Raw genomic sequence first — 23936 nt, 5'->3', positions numbered from 1 at the left:
GCCCGGCGGAAATATTTTCCGCCGGATGCGATTCGACGGCTTGCGCCGTCCCCCTCCCGTTGAGTAAGTCTTTCCTCCCATGGCGCGGTTCATTTTTATCACCGGCGGCGTGGTCTCCTCGCTTGGCAAAGGTCTGATGGCGGCTAGCCTGGCAGCCTTGTTGCAGGCGCGTGGCTATCGTGTCCGTATTCGCAAGTTCGATCCCTATCTGAACGTCGATCCGGGCACGATGTCGCCCTATCAGCACGGCGAGGTCTATGTGACCGACGACGGGGCCGAGACCGACCTTGATCTTGGTCACTATGAACGCTTCACCGGCGTCGCGGCACGACAGAGCGACAATGTCACCTCGGGCCGCATCTATCAGGGCATCATCGCCAAGGAACGGCGCGGCGATTATCTGGGCGCGACGGTGCAGGTCGTCCCGCACGTCACCGACGCGATCAAGGAATTTGCGCGCGCCGAAACCGACGACCTTGATTTCGTGCTGTGCGAAATCGGCGGCACCGTCGGCGACATCGAATCGCTGCCTTTCATCGAGGCGATCCGCCAGCTCAAGAACGAAGTCGGGCGCGATAACGCCATCTCGGTCCATGTTACGCTGGTGCCTTATATCGCCGCTGCGGGCGAGCTGAAGACCAAGCCGACGCAGCACAGCGTGCGCGAACTCGCTTCCCTGGGCGTCCAGCCCGACATCCTGCTCTGCCGCTGCGAAAAGCCGCTGCCCGAGACCGAGCGCGCGAAAATCGCGCAATTCTGCAACGTCCGCAAGGAGGCCGTGATCCCGGCGCTCGACGCCGACAGCATCTATTCGGTGCCCGTCCAATATCATGGCGAGGGGCTCGACGCCGAAGTGCTCTACGCCTTTGGTATCCACGACGCGCCCGCACCCGACCTGACGGCCTGGTACGATATCATGGATCGCAAGCAGCACCCCGAAGGCGAGGTCACGATCGGCGTCGTCGGCAAATATGTGTCGCTGCCCGACGCTTATAAATCGCTCAACGAAGCACTTGTCCACGGCGGCATGGCGCATCGCGTCAAGGTCAATATCCGCTGGCTCGACGCCGAAATGTTCGAGCGCGACGAGGACCTCGCCGCCAATCTCGAGCCGATGCACGGCATCCTCGTCCCCGGCGGCTTCGGCGAGCGTGGGTCCGAAGGCAAGATTTCGAGCGTGCGTTTCGCGCGCGAACGCGGCGTGCCCTTTTTCGGCATCTGCCTCGGCATGCAGATGGCGTGCATCGAGGCGGCGCGGAATACGAGCGGGATCGAGGACGCATCGAGCACCGAATTCGGCCCGACGAACGAGCCCGTGGTGGGCATGATCACCGAATGGATGAGCGCCGAAGGGTTGCAGAAGCGTGGGGCCGACACCGATCTGGGCGGCACGATGCGCCTCGGTGCCTATGAGGCGAAGCTGTCGCCGAACAGCCATGTTGCGAGCGTCTACGGCGCCAATGACATCAGCGAACGGCACCGCCACCGCTATGAGGTCAACAACGCCTATCGCGAGCAACTCGAAAAGGGCGGTCTCGTCTTTTCGGGCATGTCGCCCGACGGCATGTTGCCGGAAATCGTTGAGCGCCCCGATCATCCGTGGTTTATCGGCGTGCAGTTCCACCCGGAACTCAAGTCGAAGCCGTTCGACCCGCATCCCTTGTTCGCGGGGTTCATCGAAGCGGCGGTGAAGCAGAGCCGGCTGGTCTAGGCCGGACGAAAAGGGGTGTAGGGGCAAATGGATCACGCGAAACTCGCCGAGTTGCAGGGCCCCGACAGCATTTTTTCCGGTCTGTCGATCGAGGATTGGGCCGAGATCGCGCGCCGCGCGGTGCAGGTCAACTTCGTCAAGGGCAAGGAATTGCTCGTTCAGGGCGATCCCGGCGACATGATGCTGATCCTGACCGAAGGTACGGCCCGGATATCGATGCTCACCGCCGGCGGGCGCGAGATCGTGCTCGCCTATGCCGAGCCCGGTGCGGTGCTGGGCGAGATCGCGCTGCTCGATGGCGGCGAGCGAACGGCGTCGGTGACCGCGACGAGCGCCGGCAGCGCGCTTCAACTCGGCCGCAACGCGCTCAAGGATTTCGCCGCGAGCCACCCCGAATTCGCTTGGTCGCTGATGCAGCAGCTCGCGCGGCGGCTGCGCACCGCCGACCAGACGATCGAAAGCGACCGCGCCTATGCCTCCGGCCCGCGCCTCGCGCGCTATCTGAAGCGCTTGATTCGCAAGGATATCGAAGCGTCGCAGCGCGTCGAACTCAGCCAGACAGAACTCGGCAATTTTGCGGGCATGAGCCGCGAGCATATCAACCGGCAGCTCAAGAGCTGGGAGGAATCGGGCGTGATTTCGCTCGAGCAAGGGCGCGTGCGCGTGCTCGACGCCGAGATGCTTGAAGATATCAGCGAGAATGAGGGTTAGGCGCTCGCAACGCCGGCCTTTGCTTCATCGTCATTCCGGATTTGATCCGGGCGCCGGAGCGACGAACAGAGCAGGGGCCTAGTCCTGCAGCCGGAATCACAACGCCCGGGCCTTGTTTCCAAGACCCGGGCGCCTGTGACGAACACTCGCCATCCCCCTTGTGCGCAGGCCGGCGAAAGGCCTGCACTCCCTGGATCCGGGCCTTTGGGCCGCGTTGAACCAGAAGCCTTGGGGTAGGTCGTGGACCAGGCTTTGTCACCCTCTGGCGGGCATTTGGCCACGCTTTTGCGGGCCGCTGTGACCTATGGGCAACACATTCATGCGAGTCATTGGTAACTTGGGGTCATTCAGGCGCCCATTGCCAGCACTGTTTGACCTGCCTAAAGCAGTTATCATGCGTGACCTTTTCCAAGCGCCGCAAAGGCCGGTCCTCCCATGATTCTGCGTCCGTACGAGCGCACCATCTTCAAACGCTATTTGCTTCCGCAGCGCGGCGAAGGGTTCATCTTCGTCGCCGCAGCGTTCAGCTTCACCGCCGTGATGCTGGGCGTTGCGGCGCTGGTCGTGGTGATGAGCGTGATGAACGGCGTGCGCAGCGACTTGTTCGACAAGATCGTCGGGCTGAACGGCCATGCGGTCGTGCAGGGTTTCGGCGGACGGATCGACAATTGGCGTGACGTGCTGGAACAGGCGAAGGCGACGCCGGGAGTCGTGTCGGCGACTCCGTTGATCGAGCAACCTTTGCTCGCGACCTTCAGCGGGCGGGTCGAGGGCGTACTGGTGCGCGGCATGACAGTGCCCGATATCCGCAGCAACAAGACGCTGGGCGGCAAGGTGCTCCAGGGCAGTCTGAACAGCCTGACCGGGGGTTCGGGCAATGTCGCGATCGGTAGCGAACTGGCGCGCAATCTGGGTGCGCAGGTCGGGTCGAACGTGACGATCATCAATCCGCAGGGCCGCTCGACGCCATTTGGCACGGTGCCGCGCGAGATCAGCTATCGCGTGACGGCGATCTTCGAGATCGGGGTCTATGATTTCGACAAAGCCTATATCGTCATGCCGATGGAGGATGCGCAGCTGCTGTTGCTCACCGGCGATCAGGTCCAGATGATCGAGGTCAAGACCGAGGACCCGGACCGCGTCGGCGAGATCATGCAGCCGCTCGCCGAAAAGCTCGCGGCGCGGGCCGTCGTTTCCGACTGGCGGTCGATGAACGCCAGCCTGTTCGAGGCATTGTCGATCGAGCGCGTCGCGATGTTCGTGATCCTGTCGCTGATCATCCTTGTTGCCTCGTTCAACATCATCTCGTCGCTGATCATGCTGGTGCGCGCGAAAACGCGCGACATGGCGATATTGCGCACGATGGGCGCGCCGCGCGACGCGGTGATGCGCATCTTCATGGCGATCGGCCTGTCGATCGGCATCGCGGGGACGATTGCGGGGATGATCGTCGGTTTCTCGTTGCTCTATTTTCGGCAAGGGGTGCTGCGCGGGGTCGAGTTCATCACCGGCCAGCCGCTCTGGGATCCATCGATCCGCTTTCTCACCGAATTGCCGTCGAAGCCCGACCCGGTCGAAATCACCGCTATCGTCATCATGGTGATCGTCTTCAGCTTCCTCGCGACGCTCTATCCCGCGTACAAGGCGGCCAATACCGACCCCGTGCAGGTTCTGCGCTATGAATGATGTCGCACTGGAACTGGTCGACCTGAGACGGAGCTTCACCCAAGCCGATGTTACGATCGAGGTGCTGCGCGGCGTCAACGCGTCGCTGCGCCGCGGGGAGATCGTTGCGCTGCTCGGCCCGTCGGGGTCCGGCAAGTCGACGATGCTGCAGGCGGTGGGCCTGCTCGAAGGCGGCTTCGGCGGGACGATCCGCATCGACGGCGAGGACGTCACGCGCTTCCAGCAGGGCGAGCGGACGAAGACACGGCGTGAGAAGATCGGTTTCGTCTATCAGTTCCATCACCTGCTACCCGATTTCAACGCGATCGAGAATGTCGTGCTGCCGCAGCTCATACGCGGCGCGGGGCAGGCCGAGGCGGAGGAGCGCGCCGCCGACCTGCTCGGGAGGCTGGGGCTCGGCGAGCGGCTGCATCACAAGCCGAGCAAGCTGTCGGGCGGGGAGCAGCAGCGCGTCGCGGTCGCGCGCGCGCTGGCGAACCGGCCCCTGCTGGTGCTCGCCGACGAGCCGACGGGCAATCTCGACGAAGCGACCGCCGACCGCGTGTTCGACCAGTTCGTGAAGCTGGTGCGCGACCATGGTTCGGCCGCGCTGGTGGCGACGCACAACGAGCGGCTGGCCGCAAAAATGGACCGCGTGTTGCGCTTGCATGAGGGGCATATCGAGGCGTAGCTTCTATCCGCCGGGGTGAGAGGGGAACCAGGATGCTTCGATTTTCGATGCTGTTGGCCGCCATTCTGGCTGCCGCGGCCGCGTCGGCGCAGGTCGCGCCGCCATCGCCGCCGCCATGTTCGGCGCCGGATCACCGTGCCTTCGATTTCTGGGTCGGTGAGTGGGACGTCTATCCGGGTGACAGCGGAACGCAGGTCGCGACAAGCAGCATCGAAGCGATGTTCGACGGCTGCGCGATCCGTGAGACGTGGAAACCGTTCAAGGGGGGCGGTGGCGGCTCGTTCAGCCACTATGACAAGGAACGCCGGCATTGGCGGCAGGCGTGGGTCGATAGCGGCGGCGCGCGAGTCGATTTCGACGGGGGACCGGTCGACGGGAGGATGGTGCTGACCGGCCGCTGGGCGAATGTGGCCGGCAAGGAACAGGATGGCCTGATCCGCATGACCTATACGCGGCGCGAAGACGGATCGGTGCGCCAGCATGGCGAGCAGTCGGTCGATCACGGACTCAGTTGGACCACGAGTTTCGATTTCATCTATAGACCGCAAAAATCCGGGGAGAAATAACATGGGACTCTATGATCTTTCGGCGAAACTGCCCGGCGGCGGCGCACAATCGCTTGCCGACTACAAGGGCAAGGTGCTGTTGATCGTCAACACCGCGTCGAAGTGCGGCTTCACCCCGCAATATGAGGGGCTGGAGGAGCTGTATCGCGATTATAAGGACCGCGGGTTCGAGATATTGGCGTTCCCCTGCAACCAGTTCGGGGCGCAGGAGCCGGGCGATGCGGAGGAGATCAAGAATTTCTGCTCGCTGACCTATGATGTGAGCTTCCCGCTGATGGCGAAGATCGATGTCAATGGCGACGATACCGATCCGATCTTCAAGCATCTCAAGAAGGAAAAGACCGGCTTGCTCGGCAGCGGGATCAAGTGGAATTTCACGAAGTTCCTGGTCGATCGCGAAGGGCGGACGGTGTCGCGCCACGCACCGACGACGAAGCCCGAGCAATTGCGCAAAGAGATTGAGGAACTGCTGGGTTAAGCCTTGGCAGAATCACCGCTGTCACTGTAGCGTCATGTGATGGCCTACAGCCCCTTTGTTCCCCTGCGCGTCTTTTCCAGTTTCACCATGCTGGAAGGGGCGATCGAGCCTAAGCTGATCGCGAAAGCCGCGCGCGAGCGCGGTTTTCCGGCGATAGCGGTGGCCGATCGCAACGGGCTTTACGGCGTCATGGCCTTTGGCGATGCGTGCAAGGCGGCGGGGGTGCAGCCGATCGTCGGGACCCTGCTCAGCGTCGCGCGACCGGGCCAGCGGATGGCGAACGGCGCACCGCTGATCGACTGGCTGGCGCTCTATGCGCAGGACGAGAAGGGTTATGACAATCTGTGCGCGCTCGTCTCGGCGGCGCACCTGGGGCGTCCGGTCGAACAGGATCCGCATGTCCTGCTGTCGGATGTCACGGGCAAGACCGATGGCCTCATCTGCCTGACCGGCGGCGGCGAGGGCGCGCTGGCGCGACTTCTCGCGGGCGAGCAGAAGAGTGCGGCCGAGGATTATGTCGAGCAATTGGAGGCGCTGTTCAACGGGCGGCTCTATATAGAATTGTCGCGGCGCGGCGACGCGACCGAGACGGCGGCGGAGGCGGGGCTGATCGATCTCGCCTATGCACGGGCGTTGCCGATCGTCGCTACCAATCCAGCCAATTTCGTCGAACCGAACTTCCATCCGGCCCACGACGCGATGCTGTGCATCGCCCAGTCCGCCTATGTCGAGAGCGAGGACCGGCGGGTGTCGAGCCCCGAAGCCTGGCTGAAGCCCGCCGAGGCGATGGAAGACGCCTTTTCGGACCTGCCCGAGGCGATCCGCAACACGCTCGTCATCGCGCAGCGCTGCGCCTTCATGGCGCCGAAGCGCAAGCCGATCCTGCCCAGCCTTGCGGGCGACCGCGAGGGTGAGGCGGCGCAGCTTGCCGCCGACGCACGCGCGGGCCTCGATGCGCGGCTGGCGCTCTATTCCGATCTCTCCGAAGAGGAGCGCAACGCCTATGTCGCGCGGCTCGACTTCGAGGTCGGGGTCATCGTCCAGATGGGCTTTCCGGGTTACTTCCTGATCGTTGCCGACTTCATCAAATGGGCGAAGGCCCACGACATTCCGGTTGGGCCGGGACGCGGTTCGGGCGCCGGCAGCGTCGTCGCCTGGGCGCTGACGATCACCGACCTGGATCCGCTGAAACTGGGGTTGCTGTTCGAACGCTTCCTCAACCCCGAACGCGTATCGATGCCCGACTTCGACATCGACTTCTGCGAAACGCGGCGCGCCGAAGTGATCCGCTATGTGCAGGAAAAATATGGCCGCGACACCGTCGCGCAGATCATCACCTTCGGTAAGCTGAAGGCGCGCGCGGTTCTGAAGGACACCGGCCGCGTGCTCCAGATGAGCTATGGTCAGGTCGACCGGCTTGCCAAGCTGGTCCCGAACCATCCGACCGATCCCTGGACGCTCGAACGCGCGCTGAACGGTGTTGCCGAGCTGATGACCGAGTATAAGCAGGATGACGGGGTGCGGCGCCTGTTCGACATGGCGCGGCAACTGGAAGGCCTGCCGCGGCATAGCTCGACGCACGCCGCCGGGGTGGTGATCGGCGATCGCCCGCTCGACCAGCTCGTCCCGCTCTATCGCGACCCGCGTTCGGACATGCCGGTGACGCAGTTCGACATGAAATATGTCGAAACAGCCGGGCTGGTGAAATTCGACTTCCTCGGCTTGAAGACCCTGTCGGTGCTCAAGGAGGCGAAGCGCCTGCTCGCGTTGCGGGGGGTCGATGTCGATCTCGACACGCTCGCATGGGACGATGAGGAAGTCTATGCGCTGCTCCAGCGCGGCGAGACCGTCGGGGTGTTCCAGCTGGAATCCGAAGGAATGCGGCGCACACTGTCGGCGGTGAAACCGACCAACTTCGGCGACATCATCGCGCTCGTCGCGCTCTATCGCCCAGGGCCGATGGACAATATCCCGCTCTTTGGCGCGCGTAAGAACGGGCGCGAGCCGATCGCCTATCCGCACCCGCTGCTCGAAGGCATCCTCGCCGAAACCTATGGCATCTTCGTCTACCAGGAACAGGTAATGCAGGCGGCGCAGATCCTCGCCGGCTACAGCCTCGGCGGCGCCGACTTGCTGCGCCGCGCGATGGGCAAGAAAGTCCAGGCCGAGATGGACGCGCAGCGCGATACCTTCGTCAAGGGCTGCGGCGAGCATAATGGCATCGACGCCAAGGCGGCGAACGAGCTGTTCGACTTGATCGACAAGTTCGCTGGCTATGGCTTTAACAAGAGCCACGCTGCGGCCTATGCGCTGCTCTCCTATCAGACGGCGTGGCTGAAGGCGCATTATCCGCACGAATTTTTCGCGGCATCGATGTCGTTCGACAGCCACCAGACCGACAAATTGTCGATCTTCATCGACGATATGCGCCGCCTCGACGTCGCGATCACGCCGCCGTCGGTTAACGACAGCGAAGCCGATTTCTCGGTCGGGCGTAGCGACGAAGGATTGACGGTCCGCTACGCGCTCGGCGCGCTCAAGGGCGTCGGCGAGAAGGCGATGGAGGCGCTTGTCGCCGAGCGGCAGGCGAAGGGCGATTTCGGGAGCCTCGACGATTTCGCGAACCGCATCGACCCCAAGCTGCTCAACCGCCGCCAGATCGAGGCGCTGGCGGCAGCGGGGGCGTTCGATTGTATCGAACCCGACCGCCCGCGCGCCTTTGCCGGCGCCGAAAGCCTGCTCGCCTGCGCGAACAGTTCGGCGCACGAACGATCGACGGGGCAGGGTGGCCTGTTCGGCGGCGACATAGCGATCGCCCCGGTGCTGCAACTGCCCGCCGCCGAGCCGTGGACGCTCGCCGAACGAATGACGCGCGAGAAGGACGCTTTCGGTTTCTATTTCTCGTCGCACCCGGTCGAGCAATATGAGGCGATCGTCTCGGCGCGCGGCGCGCGATCCTATGGCGACATCTGCGACAATGTCGAAATGACGCCGGGCACGCGCATCCCGATGGTGATGGCGGCGATGGTCGAAAGCGCGCGGCCGCGCGTGTCGCAGCGCGGCAATCGCTTCCTCAACCTGACACTGTCGGATCGCAGCGGCCAATTCCAGTCGAGCTGTTTCGACGAGATGGCGGGCAAGACGCTCGAGGCGCTGGCGGCCGATGGCGGCTGCGCCCTACTGTCGGTTGAACTCGATCTGCTCGAGGGCGAGGAAACGCCGCGGGTCACCGTGCGTGGTGCGCAATCGCTCGCCGATATCGCCGCGACCGCGGCGTTGCAGCTGGCGTGCCGCGTCGAAATGCCGGCGGCGATCGAGGATATGGCGCGGTTGCTCGTCAAACGCGACGATGCGCGGGGCCGTGTCGTCATCACGACGATCGATCCGCTGACCGACGACGAAATTCGCATCGAACTCGGCCGCGGTTTCGCGCTCGGTCCCGACACGGTGTCGCGGTTCGACATGATCGCCGGGGTGGCAGAGCCCATGCTGTCGCTGGTCGCGCCGCGCGAATTCAGGGTGCGCTGACCTTCCTTCCCCCTTGCATATCGGCGGTTTTCGACCCTATCCATGGGGGGCAACGATATAATTGAGGATGCCGCACCATGGGAATGCAGGGCCAGCCACTGCTCGTCACCAGCCTGATCGATCATGCCGCTCGCGAACATGCGGGACGCGAGATCGTGTCGCGGTGGGTTGACGGCAGCACGACGCGATCGAACTGGGGTGAGGTCGGCAAGGATGCACGCCGTTTCGCCGCCGCGATGGTGAAACTGGGGATTACGAAGGGCGACCGCATCGCGACGCTGGCGATGAACCATGGTCATCACCTGGTCAGCTGGTACGGCACCGCCGGGATGGGCGGCGTGCTGCATACGGTGAACCCGCGGCTGTTCGACGAGCAGCTCGTCTATATCATCAACCACGCCGAGGACCGCGTGCTGTTGTTCGACGCGATGTTCCTGCCGATCGTCGAGCGGCTGCGGAGCCAATTGCCGACGGTCGAGCATTTCATCCTGTTCGATGCGCCGGCGCGGGAGGGCTATCTGTCGTACCGCGACCTGATCGATGTCGAGGATGGCAATTTCGAATGGGTGGAGCTCGACGAGCGTGATCCGGTCGGGCTTTGCTATACCAGTGGCACGACCGGCAATCCCAAGGGCGTCCTCTACGAGCATCGCTCGAACGTCATCCACGCGATCACCGAGATCCAGCCCGACGTGTTCGACATGTCGAACCGCAGCGTCGTGCTGCCGATCGTGCCGATGTTCCATGCGAACAGCTGGGGTATTCCTTTCGCCGCCGCGACCGTCGGCGCGAAGCTCGTCTTTTCCGCGACTAACGATGCGCGGATATTGTGCGACCTGATGCACGACGAGGGCGTGACGCACAGTGCGGGCGTGCCGACAGTGTGGCTCGCGATGTTCGCGCATATGGACGCGACGGGCATGGATTATGGCAAGCTTTACCGCGTCATCATCGGCGGCTCGGCGGCGCCGCGTGCCATGATCGAGCGGTTCATGAAGGCAGGAATCGACGTCGGCCATGCTTGGGGGATGACCGAAACCTCGCCGATCGGGACGATGGGCAAGAGGCCGTGGAACTGGGACGAGATGGGCTTCGACGAGCGGGTCGACATTGTCACGCGACAGGGTTGCCCGCCCTTCGGTGTCGAGCTGCGCGTCGTCGATGACGAGGGAGGCGAATTGCCACGCGACGGCGAGACGAGCGGGCGCCTGCAATGTCGCGGCCCGTGGATCATCCAGCGCTATTTCAAAGCCGATAGCGATGCGGCCGACGCCGAGGGCTGGTTCGACACCGGCGACGTCGCGGTGCTCCACCCCGACGGGGTCATGCAGATCACCGATCGCGCAAAGGATGTGATCAAGTCGGGCGGCGAATGGATCAGCTCGATCGAACTGGAAAATGCCGCGGTTGGCGCGCCGGGGGTTCAGGAGGCGGCGGCGGTCGGAGTCTATCACCCCAAATGGGACGAGCGGCCGATCCTGCTGATCGTGAAGAAGGCGGGCGCCGAGACGAGCGAGGCGGCGATCGTCGATTACCTCAAGGACAAGGTCGCCAAATGGTGGTTGCCCGACGAAATCGTCTTCGTCGATGAGCTGCCGCACACCGCGACGGGCAAGATCTTGAAGCGCCAGATCCGCGACGATTACAAGGATTACAAGCTGCGGTCGCTGACGGCGGCCTAGAATAGTTCCATCTGCCCATCCCGCTCGGGAGGGCGGAACAGGTCGCTGCGGATGGCCGGGAAGCTCCAGTCCATGCCATGTTCGCGCGCGGCGCGTTTGACGCGGGTTCGGATGAGCTGCGCCCAGACGCCATGGCCGCGCATGCGCGTGAAGAAATCGGGATCGTTGTCGCGCCCGCCGCGAATGTCCTGCACCATGTGCATGACCTTGTCGGCGCGGTCGGGATAATGGGCGGCAAGCCAAGCGCGAAAGAGCGGCGCGACCTCGAAGGGCAGGCGCATCAGGATATAGGAGGCGCGGATCGCGCCCGCTTCGGCAGCGGCCTGCATGATCGCCTCGATCTCGTGATCGGTGATCGCAGGGATGATCGGCGATATATTGACCTGCGTCGGCACGCCCGCGTCGATCAGCTTGCGGATCGCGGCGAGGCGGCGTTTCGGATGCGGCGCGCGCGGTTCGAGCGTGCGCGCAATCCCGGTATCGAGCGTCGTCACCGATACCGCGACGCCCACCAGATTGTCGCGCGCCATGTCGGTGAGCAGGTCGATGTCGCGGAGCACGCGATCCGATTTGGTGGTGATGATCAGCGGATGCCGCGTTTCGGCGAGCACTTCGATGACTGAACGGGTGACGCCCCATTCACGTTCGATCGGCTGATAACCGTCGGTGTTGGTGCCGATGGCGAGCGGTGCCGCCTTGTAGCCCCGCTTGGCTAGTTCGGCGCGCAGGAGCTTTGCCGCGTCGGGCTTTGCGAAGAGCCTGCTTTCGAAATCGAGCCCCGGCGAAAGGTCGTGGAAGGCGTGCGTCGGGCGCGCAAAGCAATAGATGCAGCCATGTTCGCAGCCGCGATAGGGGTTGATCGAGCGGTCGAAGCTGATGTCGGGCGACTTATTGCGCGATATGATCGTCTTGGGATGCTCGACCGTGACCGTCGTGCGCAATCGGGGCGCTTCGCCGTCGATGTCCTCCGCCGCATCGAGCCAGTCGCCGTCGAGGACTCGCGCGGCCGACCCCGTGCGCGTCGGGCGCAAATTGGTCGGCGCGCCGCGGCCCATGATGGGAGGGAGGGGTTTGGACGATTCCACCGGGAGAGGATAATCCTCCGGTGGGAACAAATAAAGAACAAACTGGTTATTCGGTCAGTCGCGGCATCAGTTCGACGAAATTGCAGGGCTTGTGACGGCTGTCGAGTTGGGTCGACAAGATGCCTTCCCACGCGTCGGTGATCGCGCCGGTCGAGCCGGGCAGCGCGAAGATATAGGTGCCGCGTGCCACGACGGCGCAGGCGCGCGACTGGATCGTCGAGGTGCCGATCGTCTGGTAGCTGAGCCAGCGGAACAATTCGCCGAAGCCGGGGATTTCTTTGCCGTCGAGCCGGTGCAGCGCCTCTGGCGTCACGTCGCGGCCCGTGAGCCCGGTACCGCCGGTGGTGATCACGACGTCGACCGCCGGATCGTCGATCCAGTTGTGGAGGCGCGAGACGATCAGGTCGGTTTCATCCTTGATCAGCGCGCGCGCGGCGAGGATATGGCCCGCGCCGGTCAGCAATTCCTCAAGCTTGTCGCCCGAACGGTCATCCGCTGCGCTGCGGCTGTCCGAAATCGTCAGGAGCGCGATGCGGACGGGCTTGAACGCCAGGCTGTCGTCAATCGGCATTCGCGAAATCGCCGGCATAGGAAAGGCGCGTGCGGTCCTTGCCGTCCGGGAAGCGCGGCCATTTCCCTTGGGCGAGCGCTGCGCGGCTGACCGAAGGCTTGCCCTGCTGCGCCTCGTACATCCAGTAATTGCGCAGCACGATGCCGACATAGCCGCGCGTTTCCCAATAGGGGATCGATTCCATGTAGAGCAGCGGATCGCCATTATCGCGGATCTCGGACTGCCAGCGCGCGACCGGCGCGGGGCCGGCGTTGTAGGCGGCGATGACCTTGGGCAACTGGCCGCCCGTCGCGGGTTCGCGGCTCAGATATTGCAGGTAGCGCTGGCCGAGATCCATGTTCACCGCGGGCGTCTTGAGGTCGCCGAGCGCGGCGACCGCGCCTTCCCAGCGCACGATGTCGCGCGCGGTGCCGGGGCGCACCTGCATCAGCCCGGTCGCGCCCGCGCTGCTGACGACGGCGCGCTGAAAACGCGATTCCTGAAGCGTGTGGGCGAACACGAGCGCGGGATCGACCTTCCACCCGCCATTGGGTTCCCATTTGGGCTGCGGATAGCGGGCCAAGGCAGCCGGCTTGCGGCCGTGGGGGGTGTTGTGGGCAAGATAGAGCTGCGTTTCGGGCAGGCTGAGCGCGCCCGCCATAGCGATCAGCTGGGCGTGTTGGTCGGGATTGCCGATCTGGGCCTGGTGGCGCAGCGCCTGGCCCGCGTAGACCTCCTCGCCGATCTCTGTGAGCGCCATCGCGATGCGGACGTTGGGCTGTTCCTCGAGCGCGCGCCAGGCGCTGCGATCGGGGCGGACATTCTCGCGCTGTCTCGCCGCTTCGACGCCGAGCGATTCGGTCGCGAGCAGGCCATAGAAGGTTTCCTCATTGGCGGCGGCGGCGCGCAGGCGCGGCTGCACCAATGCGGGCTGGCCCGCCGCAACGGCGGCGCGCGAAGCCCAGTAATAAGCGGCGGCGCGCTGTTCGCTGTCGGGTGCTTCCTTTGCGACGCGGTCGAACGCGGCAAGCGCGGTGCGGTAATCGCGCAGCCGCCACGATGCGAGGCCTTGCACCCACGCGCCCTGCGTCGCCCAGGCGCCGCCGGCCGAGGTGCAGGCGAGCGACAGGCGCAGCGCATTCTGGTCGTCATTTTCGATATAATAGGACCAGGCGACCTTTTGCGTCCATTCGGCGCGGGCCGCCGGGCTGAGCTGGTCGATGACGGCGTTGAGCAGCGTTTCGGCGCCCGCGGGATCGTCATTCTTGATCCGGTCGGGGATCGTCGCCGCGAGACGCACCGCCGCCGGGTCGCTGACGCTGTCCGCGCCGAGCCGGCGCGGCGCGCTGCCCGCCCAGGCGAGACGCGCCTCGAAGGGAAGGGTCGGCAAATCGGTCGCGCCGCGCCTGGTCGCGAGGCGGCCAAGCTGTGCGGCTTGCGGCAAATAGGGCGAGCGCGAAAGAATCGGCATGATGTCTGCGACTTCGGCGCGCGGGCTGTTCGCGGCGGTCAACAGTTCGGCGCGCAGGAAATCGGTAAGCGGGCCACCCTTCGCATCCTGTTCCGCGCTATCGAGCAGCGCCTTTGCGTCGGCCCAGCGCTCGCCGCGGATCGCGCCAAGGACCTGCGTGTAAAGCTGTTTCTGTTTCGACGAAAGAATTTCGGGCACCGTCTGCGGTGCCGATACGAAATCGCGCCCCCCGGCATCGGCAGCGAATGCAGGAGCCGCGGTGAGCAAAAGCGCCAGAACGGCGCGGGAAAGAAGGATCTTGGTCATATTCCGCATCTGTCAACGTCCCCGGTTGAACAGTTTCAGGCTATCCCACGCCGCCGCCTTCTGCGCGGGGCGGGCGAGCAGCATCACGGGATGCGCCACAGCCACCGTCTCCATCGTGGCGCCGCTTTGGTTAATATCGAGTAACTTTCCGCGCGCGTCGGGAAGTGCGGTCGCGGCGGCCATGCGAACGATGTCGCTACCGATCAGCAGCAACCGTTCGGGCCGTGCCAGCCGCAAATGATGCCAAAGCAGGCGGTCGAGTTCGGCGGCGTCCTTGTCGTCGCAGCGGCCGCCGGCAGGGCGGGTGACGGCAAGGCTCGCGACATAGCAGTCTGCCCTCGCCATGCCGATTGCCTGCAGCATCGCATCGAGCAGCTTGCCCGCGCCGCCGGAAAAGAGCGTTCCGCCCTGCTGGTCGTCGAGTTCGGGCCAGGCGGTGAGCAGCATCAGCGGCGCGCCCGCGTCGCCCACCGGGAGCACGCGGCGCGCATCCCACTGGCTGCCAGGCACATCGGCGCTGGTCGCCAGCCAGCCTTGGAATTCTTCCCAGTCGTCGGGAAACACGACCGGCCCTTTCGGCTCGAACGCCTCGGGCGCTTCCTGTCGCTGGAGCACAGCGGGCAGCGGGAGCGGTTCGGGCTCGATGTCGGCGACGCGTTTTGGCTTGGCGGCCGCGGGGTCATTTGCGGGCGGCACGACCAGCCATCCCGCCGGCGCCTCACCGACAAGCGCATCGACGCCCGCCAAGGACCACCAGTCACAATAGCTTTCCGCCAGCAACGCAGAGTTTCGCCCGCCCATGATTTTGTTTCAAACAGGCAGTTGACGGACGCGTCAATTGGCGGGCATCGCAAATCGTGACAGAATGAGCGCGGGGCACGATGAATGTCCGCGCAGGGACGGCAGAAAGGTATTTGCGGTGAGCGAACGGGAATCGATGCCCTATGACGTGGTCATCGTCGGCGCGGGTCCGGCGGGGCTTTCGGCGGCGATCCGCCTCAAACAACTGGCGAACGAAGCCGGCAGCGAATTGTCGGTGTGCATCCTCGAAAAGGGGTCCGAAGTCGGCGCGCATATCCTGTCGGGCGCGGTGATCGACCCGAAGTCGCTCGACGAGCTGCTGCCGGATTGGCGCGACCAGGGCTGTCCGCTCGCCGAGGTGCCGGTGAACGACAACCAGCATTGGATTCTCACCAAGAACAAGAAGTTCGGCCTGCCCGAGCTCATCTCGCCGGGTTTCATGCACAACAAGGGCACCTATACGGGCAGCCTCGGCAATCTTTGCCGCTGGCTTGCCGAGCAGGCCGAAGCGCTGGGCGTCGAAATCTTTCCCGGCTTTCCTGCCGCCGAAATCCTCTACAACGAGGACGGATCGGTCAAAGGCGTTGCGACGGGCGACATGGGTGTCGCGCGCGACGGCAGCCACAAGGCCGATTATGCTCCCGGCCTCGAACTCCACGCCAAATATACCTTCTTCGCCGAGGGTGTGCGGGGCCATCTGACCAAGATGCTCAAGCCGCAATTCGCGCTCGACGCCGATTGCGAACCGCAGGTCTATGGTCTTGGCGTCAAGGAACTTTGGGATATCGATCCCGCGAACCATGCGCCGGGGCGCGTGATCCACACGCAGGGCTGGCCGCTTGATCAGAACGCCAACGGCGGCGGTTTCCTCTATCATCAGGCGAACGGGCAGGTCGCGCTGGGTTTCGTGACTTGGCTCAACTATCGCAACCCGCACATCTCCCCGTTCCAGGAGATGCAGAAGTGGAAGACGCACCCCGAGATCGCGAAGATATTGAAGGGCGGAAAGCGCGTTTCCTATGGCGCGCGCGCAATCAGCGATGGTGGGTATCAGTCGGTGCCGAAACTCGCCTTCCCGGGCGGCGCGCTGATCGGTGACAGCGCGGGTTTCCTCAATGTCCCGCGCATTAAAGGCACTCACACCTCGATGAAGTCGGGTATGATGGCCGCCGAGGCCGCGTTCGCGGCGGTGGCCGCAGGGCGGTCGAGCGACACGCTCGATGCCTATCAGGCCGCCTATGACGATAGCTGGGTCAAACAAGAACTGAGCGTCGTGCGCAACGTGCTGCCGCTCGTCGAGAAATATGGCGACCTTGCGGGGACGATCCTGTCGGGCATCACGATGTGGCTCGAAACGCTGAAGATCAAAGTCCCTTTCACGATGAAGCATCATCCGGACAACGAGAGTCTCTATCGCGCCGACATCATGCCGAAACCGGACTATCCCAAGCCCGACGGCGTGCTGACCTTCGACCGCCTGTCCTCGGTGTTCATCTCGAACACCAACCATGAGGAAGACCAGCCGGTCCACCTCCAGCTCAAGGATCCGTCGATCCCGGTCGCCTATAACCTGCCGCTTTATGACGAGCCCGCGCAGCGTTATTGTCCGGCGGGGGTTTACGAGATCGTCGGCAAAGAGGAAGGCGATCCGAAATTCGTGATCAACGCGCAGAATTGCGTCCATTGCAAGACGTGCGATATCAAGGACCCGACCCAGAATATCAACTGGGTCACCCCTGAAGGCGGCGGAGGCCCAAATTACCCGAACATGTAAGCCCGCGCGCTTCCTTTTGATCGCTGCCGCCTTTGCGGCGGCGATGCCCGCGCAAGCCGCCGACGATAGCGGCATGATCCTCAACGCGCTCGTGCAGGCGCGATTGGCGGAAGAGGGCGGCGAACCGGCAGCCGCGCTGTCGGCGCTGTCCGCCGTATCGAGTGCGGCGCCGGACCTGCCGGGTATCCGCGGACGGATGCTCGAACAAGCGATCGAGGCGGGCGATCTCGACTCCGCGCACGATGCGGCGCAGCGCCTGTGGGCGGCGGGCGAGCGGCGTTTCGACGCGCAACTGGTGCTGATGGTCGATGCCATGCGCCGGTCTGACTGGAAGGCGGCGCGCTCCTATATGGCGGGCCGCGCCGACAAGGCGGGTGCCGACACCATCGCGCGGCTGATCCTGCCGACGGTGAATGCGTGGATCGACGTCGGCGCGCGCGAAAATTTCCCCGAACAGCATCTGCTGGCGGTCAACAGCCGGACGCGGCCAGAGCCCGCGCTGACGCTGCAGGTCGCACTTGTGCAGATCGCGGCGAAACGTGCGGATTCGGCCGCAGCCCTGACCGACGGTATCACGCTGACAGACCGGACGAGCCAACTTGTCGCCATGCGGGTCGCCGCGACGCTGGACAAGGCGGGCGAAAGCGAGGCGGCCGAGCGGCTGCGCGGGCGGATCGCCCTCGCGTCGGGGCAGCGCGAAGATCCGATGCTGCTGCTTCCCGACCAGCCGGTTTCGACGCCGCGGGCGGGCACGGCGCAATGGCTGGGCATTTTGGCCGACGGCCTTGCGCGGACTCCGAACGGCAGCACCAAGCTGCCCTTGTTGTTCGCGCGCGCGGCGTACTGGCTCAACGACGAAGATTGGGCGGTGCGGGCGACGCTCGTCGAGGCGCTCGACCGCAACGGCCAGTCCGAAGACGCGATGGCGCTGCTCGACACCGGCCGTCAGGCGTTGCCGGCCGTGTTGACGATGCGCCGCGCCGAACTGATGGCCGATGCCGGCGAGCTTGCGGGCGCGGCGGCGCTTGCCGAGACCGCCGCCAACGCCAATCCCGCGCGTGGGCTGCTTGTCCGCTTCGCCGATATCGCGCGGCGTTCGGGCGACCCTGCGGCGGCCGCGAGCGCCTATGAGCGGCTCGGGGCGGCACTGGGCGACGACGAAGGCGATCGGGCGTTGCGCGGGACGTTGCTGATCGCGCGTGCGGACTTGCTGCTGCAGGCGGGGCGTTGGGACGAAGCGGCGGTGCTGATGGAGCAGGCCGTCGCGTTGCGGCCCGGCGACGCGTCGATACTGAATTTTGCCGGCTATTCCGCGCTCGAACGGCGGAAGGACATGCCGCAATCGCTCGCGCGGATCGAAGCCGCCTGGCATCGCGAGCCGCAGAATGCGAGCATCAGCGATTCGCTGGGCTGGGCCTATTTCCTGACGGGACGGACCGACGATGCGGTCGATCTGCTGGAGCGGGCGCAGCGAGGCGAGCCCGAGAATCCGGTGATCGTCGAGCATCTGGGCGATGCCTATTGGAAGGCGGGCCAGAAGTTCCGGGCGCGGTATAACTGGCGCGCCGCGGCGCTGCTGGCCGAGGCGGAGATGGCGACGCGGCTGGAGGCGAAGCTGCGCGACGGGCTGACCCCCGCCACGACGGCGCCGTGACGGCGTTTAGCGAGACCGGCTGGGCCAAGATCAACCTCGCGCTGCACGTCCGGGCGCGGCGGGCCGACGGCTATCATGCGATCGAGACGCTGTTCGCCTTTGTCGATGGGGGAGATGCTATCGCGGCGGAGCTTGCAGAAGCGGACAGCCTCGCCATCGAGGGAGAGTTCGCCGCAGGGTTGCGCGCCGACAGCGACAATCTGGTGATGAAAGCGATCGCACTGCTCCGCGCGCGCTACGGCGCCGACCGCGTGCCGCCGCTGGCGGTGACGCTCACCAAGGCGCTTCCGGTCGCCGCAGGGATCGGCGGCGGGTCGGCCGATGCGGCGGCGATGGCGCGGCTTATCCGGGCGCATTTCCTGCCCGAGCTGGGCGACGCGACGCTTGCGCGGGTCGTGAGCCCGCTCGGCGCGGATATCGCCGCCTGTGTCGCGAGCACGACCTGTCTTGGCGTCGGGGTCGGCGAGGAACTCAGTCCAGTGCCCGAACTGCGGCTCGGCGGTACGCCGGTGCTGCTCGTCAATCCGCGGCAGCCGGTCGCGACGGGGCCGGTGTTTGCCGCCTGGGACGGGATCGATCGCGGGCCCTTGTTCACCGGAGCCGACCTGCGCGCGCAATTGTTGGGCGCGCGCAACGACCTGCAGCGCCCGGCGACCGCACAGTGCCCCGCGATCGCCGACATATTGCTCGAACTCGGCGCACTCAGGCCGTGGCTGGCGCGCATGTCGGGGTCGGGCGCGACCTGTTTCGCGCTGTTCGACGCGACGGCCGAGCGCGATGCGGCGGCAGCCTTGCTGGCGGAGCAGCGTCCGGACTGGTGGCTGATGGCAGGAGCATTAAGGTGAGCGAAGCATGGCGGCAGATCGGCGAGGCGCGGGCAGGGGGCGTGCTGCTGATCGCGGATCATGCGTCGGCCCATGTGCCGGACGACGTCGATCTGGGCATCGATCGCGCGTTGCTGTCGAACCATATCGCCATCGACATTGGCGTCGCCGAGGTCGCGGCGTTGCTCGTCGAAAGCGGCGCGGTCGACGCGGCGATCCTGGGCGGCGTGTCGCGCCTCGTCGTCGACTGTAACCGCGAGGAAGATGCTCCGGAGGTGCTGCCGATCGCGAGCGACGGCCATGCAGTGCCAGGCAATGCACTCGACGATGCAGGGCGCGAGGCGCGGCTGGCGCGCTTCTTCCGGCCTTATCACGACCAGATCGCCGCGACGATTGCAGCGCATCGGCCGGCGATGATCCTCTCGCTGCACAGCTTTACCCCGTCGCTGTCTGCGCATCCCGACCAGGCGCGTCCGTGGCATGTCGGGGTGCTCTATAATGAGGACGATCGTCTTGCTGCGGCTGCCATTGCCGCGCTGGAGGCCGAAGGGCTGAATGTCGGTGACCAGCAGCCCTATTCGGGCAAATTGCTCAACGCGACGATGAACCGGCACGCCGAGGCAAATGTCATTCCCTACGTCGGGATCGAGATGCGGCAGGATTTGGTCGGCGATGAGGCAGGGCAGGCACTGTTTGCCGAAAGTCTCGGGCGCATGTGCAAGAAAGTGGCGTTGAACATCGCGACATAGGCGTGTAGAGGCGCATCTCGACGTCAATCTGTGAAATAATATTACTAGGAATATCGGGAATGCCTTCTTATCGTTCGCGTACCACCACCCACGGTCGCAATATGGCCGGCGCCCGCGGCCTGTGGCGCGCGACGGGGATGAAGGACAGCGACTTCGGCAAGCCGATCATCGCGGTGGTCAACAGCTTTACCCAGTTCGTTCCCGGCCACGTCCACCTCAAGGACCTTGGCCAGATGGTCGCGCGCGAGATCGAAGCGGCGGGCGGGGTCGCCAAGGAATTCAACACGATCGCGGTCGATGACGGCATCGCGATGGGGCACGACGGCATGCTCTACAGCCTGCCGAGCCGCGACCTGATCGCCGACAGCGTCGAATATATGGTCAACGCGCACTGCGCCGACGCGATGGTGTGCATTTCGAACTGCGACAAGATCACGCCGGGCATGTTGATGGCGGCGCTGCGGATCAACATTCCGGTGGTGTTCGTCTCCGGCGGGCCCATGGAGGCGGGCAAGGTCGTGATCAAGGGCAAGGAAGTCGCCCTCGATCTCGTCGACGCGATGGTCGCCGCCGCCGACGAGAAATATACCGACGAGGAAGTGTCCGATATCGAACGTGCAGCGTGCCCGACTTGCGGCTCGTGCTCGGGGATGTTCACGGCGAATTCGATGAACTGCCTGACCGAAGCGCTGGGATTGTCGCTGCCGGGCAACGGCTCGACGCTCGCGACGCACGCCGATCGCAAGGAATTGTTCCTGCGCGCGGGGCGGATCGTCGTCGAGATGTGCAAGCGCCACTATGAGGAAGGCGACGATAGCGTGTTGCCGCGCAATATCGCGACCTTCGAGGCGTTCGAAAATGCGATGAGCCTCGATATCGCAATGGGCGGGTCGACGAACACCGTGCTCCATCTGCTTGCCGCGGCGTTCGAGGCAGGGGTCGATTTCACCATGACCGACATCGACCGGCTGTCACGCCGCGTGCCGTGCCTGTCAAAAGTCGCGCCGGCGAAGAGCGACGTCCATATGGAGGACGTCCACCGCGCTGGCGGGATCATGGCAATCCTCGGCCAGCTGGAGCGCGCGGGGCTGATCCACGCGCATCTGCCGACGGTGCACAGTGCGACGCTGGGCGATGCGCTCAACAAATGGGACATTTCGCGGACGAACGACCCCGATGTGCAGAAATTCTTCATGGCGGCGCCGGGTGGGGTGCCGACGCAGACGGCGTTCAGCCAGGACCGGCGCTGGGATAGCCTCGACCTCGACCGCGAGGCGGGGGTGATCCGTTCGGCCGACCATGCGTTCAGCAAGGATGGCGGGCTTGCGGTGCTGTCGGGCAACGTCGCGCTCGACGGCTGCATCGTGAAGACCGCGGGCGTCGACGAGAGCATCCTGAAATTTTCGGGTCCGGCAAAAGTCTATGAAAGCCAGGACGCGGCGGTCGCGGGGATCCTTACCGGGCAGATCGAGACGGGCGACGTCGTCGTCATCCGCTACGAAGGGCCGAAGGGTGGACCGGGCATGCAGGAAATGCTCTATCCGACGAGCTACCTCAAGTCCAAGGGCCTCGGCGCCGCCTGCGCGCTGATCACCGACGGGCGCTTTTCGGGCGGCACGTCGGGCCTGTCGATCGGCCATGTCTCGCCCGAAGCCGCCGAGGGCGGCGCGATCGGGCTGGTCGAGAATGGCGACCTGATCAACATCGACATCCCGTCGCGGACGATCACGCTTGCGGTCGCAGACAGCGTGCTGGCCGAGCGCCGCGCCGCGATGGAAGCCAAGGGCGATACCGCCTGGCAGCCCGAGAAAGCGCGCCTGCGCAAGGTTTCGGTAGCACTTCAGGCCTATGCCGCGATGACGACGAGTGCAGCGCGCGGCGCTGTCCGCGACCTGTCGCAGCTGAAGGGCAAGGGATGAAAAGACTCGGGGGGATCGCGCTGACATTGCTCGCGCTCGCGGGCTGCAATCGCGCGCCCGACAATGGCGACCTTGCCGAGGCCGAGGCACGCGGTTCGCGCGAAGCTGCCGAGAATGGCCGCATCGAGTGCGCGCTCGAGGGCGCGAAGCTGTTCGATCGCACCTGCACCGTCGAGGAAATGAGCGGCGAGAATGGTGCGGTCCTCGTCGTCGGGCGCGCCAATGTCGGATACCGGCGCCTGCAGGTCACGACCGACGGCCGCGGCGTCGTGTCGGCGGACGGTGCCGAGCCGGCGAAGGTGACGATCATCGGCGACAATATGATCGAGGTGGCGATCGGGCACGACCGCTATCGCCTGCCGGCGAATACGGGCGGCGCCAAGTAGGCGCTGTCGCGCGATCGTGATAGGGCGGCATCATGTCCGTTCCTGCCGACGCCCCGATCCTGACCGCGAGTGCGATGCGCGAAGCCGAGGCCGCCTGCGCCATCCAAGGCACTTCGCTATCGCAATTGATGGAGCTTGCGGGTGCAGCGGTGGCCGATACGGCCTGGCGGATGGCGGCGGGAGCGCCCATCCTCATCCTCTGCGGCCCTGGCAATAATGGCGGCGATGGCTATGTCGCGGCGCGGATGCTCGCCGAGCGCGGAGCGGCGGTGCGCGTCGCCGCACTGGCCGAACCCTCGACCGAGCTGGCGAAGGCGGCGCGCGCAGGGTGGAGCGGACCGGTCGAGGCTGTCGATGGCCGCCTGGCGCCTGCGCCACTGATCGTCGATGCGCTTTTCGGTGTCGGGCTGTCGCGGACGATCTCGGACGAGCTCGCCGCCATCCTCGGCCATTTTTCCGACCGGCGCATCCTTGCGGTCGATGTCCCGAGCGGGATCGACAGCGACGGTGCGGCCGACTGGATCCCGCCGCTTCGCGCCGATGTGACGCTGGCGCTTGGCGCGCTGAAGCCCGCGCATGTCCTGCTTCCGACCGCACCCGCCTGCGGCCGCGTCCTGCTCGCGCCGATCGGCATATCGGCGAACAAGGTGATGTGGACGCTGCCGGACGCGCGGGGGAGGAAGCCGGAGGCGGCGGCGCACAAGTTCACGCGCGGGATGGTGCTGGTCTTTGCCGGACCGATGCGCGGCGCCGCCGGCCTGACGGCCGCAGCGGCGCTGCGGGCGGGCGCAGGCTATGTCGTGCTCGACGGCAGCGAGCGGGCGCCCTTTTCGGCGATCATCGCCGAGAGTGACGAGAAGTTCGGCGAACGGCTTGACGATCCGCGCGTCGGCGCGGTCGTCATCGGGCCCGGGTTTCCGGCGGGCGACGAGTTGTTGTTCGACGTGGAGGCGGCGCTCGATTCGGGCAAGCCGCTGGTGCTCGACGCCGCGGCCATCGACGCGGCGCTGCCGCGCCTGGCCGAAACACCCCGAAAAGCCATCCTGACCCCGCATGAAGGCGAGTTCGCGCGCGCCTTTCCGCAGCTTTACGGCAGCAAGATCGATCGCGCCAAGGCGGCCGCGGCGCGCACGCAGGCGGTCGTTGTCTACAAGGGCGCCGATACGATCATCGCCGCGCCCGACGGCCGCGTTGCGGCCGCATGGCCGGGCAGCCCGTGGCTGGCGACGGCGGGGACGGGCGACGTACTGGCCGGTGCTTGCGGCGCGATGCTGGCAAGGGGGGGCGATGCTTTCGATGCCGCGGTCGCCGCGGTGGGCTGGCATATTGCGCGCGCCACGCATATAGGCCCCGGCCTTGTAGCGGATGATCTGATAAGGGACTGA

Annotated in this window: 19 protein-coding genes; 15 read left to right on the top strand and 4 right to left on the bottom strand. The window is 65.3% G+C overall.

The window, feature by feature from the left end:
• Positions 1–79 precede the first annotated feature (79 nt).
• The 8 genes from HDC29_RS09245 (at position 80) to HDC29_RS09210 (ending at position 11032) form a co-directional block, all read left to right on the top strand.
• Complete coding sequence (locus HDC29_RS09245; RefSeq protein ID WP_179496454.1) at positions 80–1711, top strand: CTP synthase; 1632 nt, start codon at positions 80–82, stop codon at positions 1709–1711.
• 27 nt (positions 1712–1738) lie between these two features.
• Positions 1739–2422 carry a Crp/Fnr family transcriptional regulator gene (locus HDC29_RS09240; protein ID WP_179496452.1) on the top strand — a complete coding sequence of 228 codons (684 nt, stop codon included), beginning with the start codon at positions 1739–1741 and terminating at the stop codon, positions 2420–2422.
• A 435-nt stretch (positions 2423–2857) separates the two neighbouring features.
• Positions 2858–4108, top strand: a complete 1251-nt coding sequence (locus HDC29_RS09235) for a lipoprotein-releasing ABC transporter permease subunit (RefSeq protein ID WP_179496450.1) — start codon at positions 2858–2860, stop codon at positions 4106–4108.
• Positions 4101–4778: an ABC transporter ATP-binding protein gene (locus HDC29_RS09230; protein WP_179496432.1), complete on the top strand. Its 678-nt coding sequence runs from the start codon at positions 4101–4103 to the stop codon at positions 4776–4778. Before HDC29_RS09235 ends, HDC29_RS09230 begins: the two co-directional genes overlap by 8 nt.
• 32 nt (positions 4779–4810) lie before the next feature.
• On the top strand, positions 4811–5344 hold the full coding sequence (locus HDC29_RS09225) for a hypothetical protein (RefSeq protein WP_257018132.1): 534 nt from the start codon (positions 4811–4813) through the stop codon (positions 5342–5344).
• A gap of 1 nt (position 5345) precedes the next feature.
• Positions 5346–5822, top strand: coding sequence for a glutathione peroxidase (locus HDC29_RS09220; protein ID WP_179496430.1), 477 nt, complete (start codon positions 5346–5348; stop codon positions 5820–5822).
• A gap of 39 nt (positions 5823–5861) precedes the next feature.
• A complete protein-coding gene (dnaE, locus tag HDC29_RS09215; protein WP_179496428.1) occupies positions 5862–9350 on the top strand; it encodes a DNA polymerase III subunit alpha in 3489 nt (1162 codons plus the stop codon).
• A 77-nt stretch (positions 9351–9427) separates the two neighbouring features.
• Positions 9428–11032, top strand: coding sequence for a long-chain fatty acid--CoA ligase (locus HDC29_RS09210; RefSeq protein ID WP_179496426.1), 1605 nt, complete (start codon positions 9428–9430; stop codon positions 11030–11032).
• On the opposite strand, the gene HDC29_RS09205 is transcribed toward HDC29_RS09210, so the two are convergent.
• The 4 genes from HDC29_RS09205 to HDC29_RS09190 all read right to left on the bottom strand — a co-directional run bounded on the left by HDC29_RS09205 (position 11029) and on the right by HDC29_RS09190 (position 15245).
• Positions 11029–12087, bottom strand: a complete 1059-nt coding sequence (locus tag HDC29_RS09205) for a PA0069 family radical SAM protein (protein WP_179497412.1) — start codon at positions 12085–12087, stop codon at positions 11029–11031. The two genes, HDC29_RS09210 and HDC29_RS09205, sit on opposite strands and share 4 nt — an antisense overlap.
• Positions 12088–12163: 76 nt before the next feature.
• Positions 12164–12688 carry a molybdenum cofactor biosynthesis protein B gene (moaB, locus tag HDC29_RS09200; protein WP_179496424.1) on the bottom strand — a complete coding sequence of 175 codons (525 nt, stop codon included), beginning with the start codon at positions 12686–12688 and terminating at the stop codon, positions 12164–12166.
• Positions 12678–14444, bottom strand: coding sequence for a lytic transglycosylase domain-containing protein (locus HDC29_RS09195; RefSeq protein ID WP_257018131.1), 1767 nt, complete (start codon positions 14442–14444; stop codon positions 12678–12680). Before HDC29_RS09195 ends, moaB begins: the two co-directional genes overlap by 11 nt.
• Positions 14445–14456: 12 nt before the next feature.
• Entirely contained in the window at positions 14457–15245 is a 789-nt protein-coding gene (locus HDC29_RS09190) for a uracil-DNA glycosylase family protein (RefSeq protein ID WP_179496420.1), read from the bottom strand.
• Between the two features lie 118 nt (positions 15246–15363).
• On the opposite strand from HDC29_RS09190, the gene HDC29_RS09185 reads away from it, so the two are divergent.
• From HDC29_RS09185 to HDC29_RS09155, 7 genes are read left to right on the top strand one after another with little or no spacing between them, the layout of a single operon-like run.
• Positions 15364–17019 (top strand): electron transfer flavoprotein-ubiquinone oxidoreductase, encoded by a 1656-nt coding sequence (locus HDC29_RS09185; protein ID WP_179496418.1) that lies wholly within the window; start codon positions 15364–15366, stop codon positions 17017–17019.
• Positions 17020–17035: 16 nt separating this feature from the next.
• Entirely contained in the window at positions 17036–18673 is a 1638-nt protein-coding gene (locus HDC29_RS09180) for a tetratricopeptide repeat protein (protein WP_257018130.1), read from the top strand.
• Positions 18670–19518 carry a 4-(cytidine 5'-diphospho)-2-C-methyl-D-erythritol kinase gene (locus tag HDC29_RS09175; protein ID WP_179496416.1) on the top strand — a complete coding sequence of 283 codons (849 nt, stop codon included), beginning with the start codon at positions 18670–18672 and terminating at the stop codon, positions 19516–19518. Before HDC29_RS09180 ends, HDC29_RS09175 begins: the two co-directional genes overlap by 4 nt.
• A complete protein-coding gene (locus tag HDC29_RS09170; RefSeq protein WP_179496414.1) occupies positions 19515–20246 on the top strand; it encodes an N-formylglutamate amidohydrolase in 732 nt (243 codons plus the stop codon). The genes HDC29_RS09175 and HDC29_RS09170 overlap by 4 nt, the downstream gene beginning before the upstream one ends.
• A 59-nt stretch (positions 20247–20305) precedes the next feature.
• Positions 20306–22165, top strand: a complete 1860-nt coding sequence (ilvD, locus tag HDC29_RS09165) for a dihydroxy-acid dehydratase (RefSeq protein WP_179496412.1) — start codon at positions 20306–20308, stop codon at positions 22163–22165.
• Positions 22162–22551 carry a hypothetical protein gene (locus HDC29_RS09160; protein ID WP_179496410.1) on the top strand — a complete coding sequence of 130 codons (390 nt, stop codon included), beginning with the start codon at positions 22162–22164 and terminating at the stop codon, positions 22549–22551. Before ilvD ends, HDC29_RS09160 begins: the two co-directional genes overlap by 4 nt.
• Before the next feature lie 32 nt (positions 22552–22583).
• Positions 22584–23936 (top strand): NAD(P)H-hydrate dehydratase, encoded by a 1353-nt coding sequence (locus HDC29_RS09155; protein ID WP_179496408.1) that lies wholly within the window; start codon positions 22584–22586, stop codon positions 23934–23936.

The organism is Sphingopyxis sp. JAI108, from assembly GCF_013410105.1.
Lineage (GTDB): Bacteria > Pseudomonadota > Alphaproteobacteria > Sphingomonadales > Sphingomonadaceae > Sphingopyxis > Sphingopyxis chilensis.
This window is presented reverse-complemented; position numbering and strand designations above follow the sequence as displayed.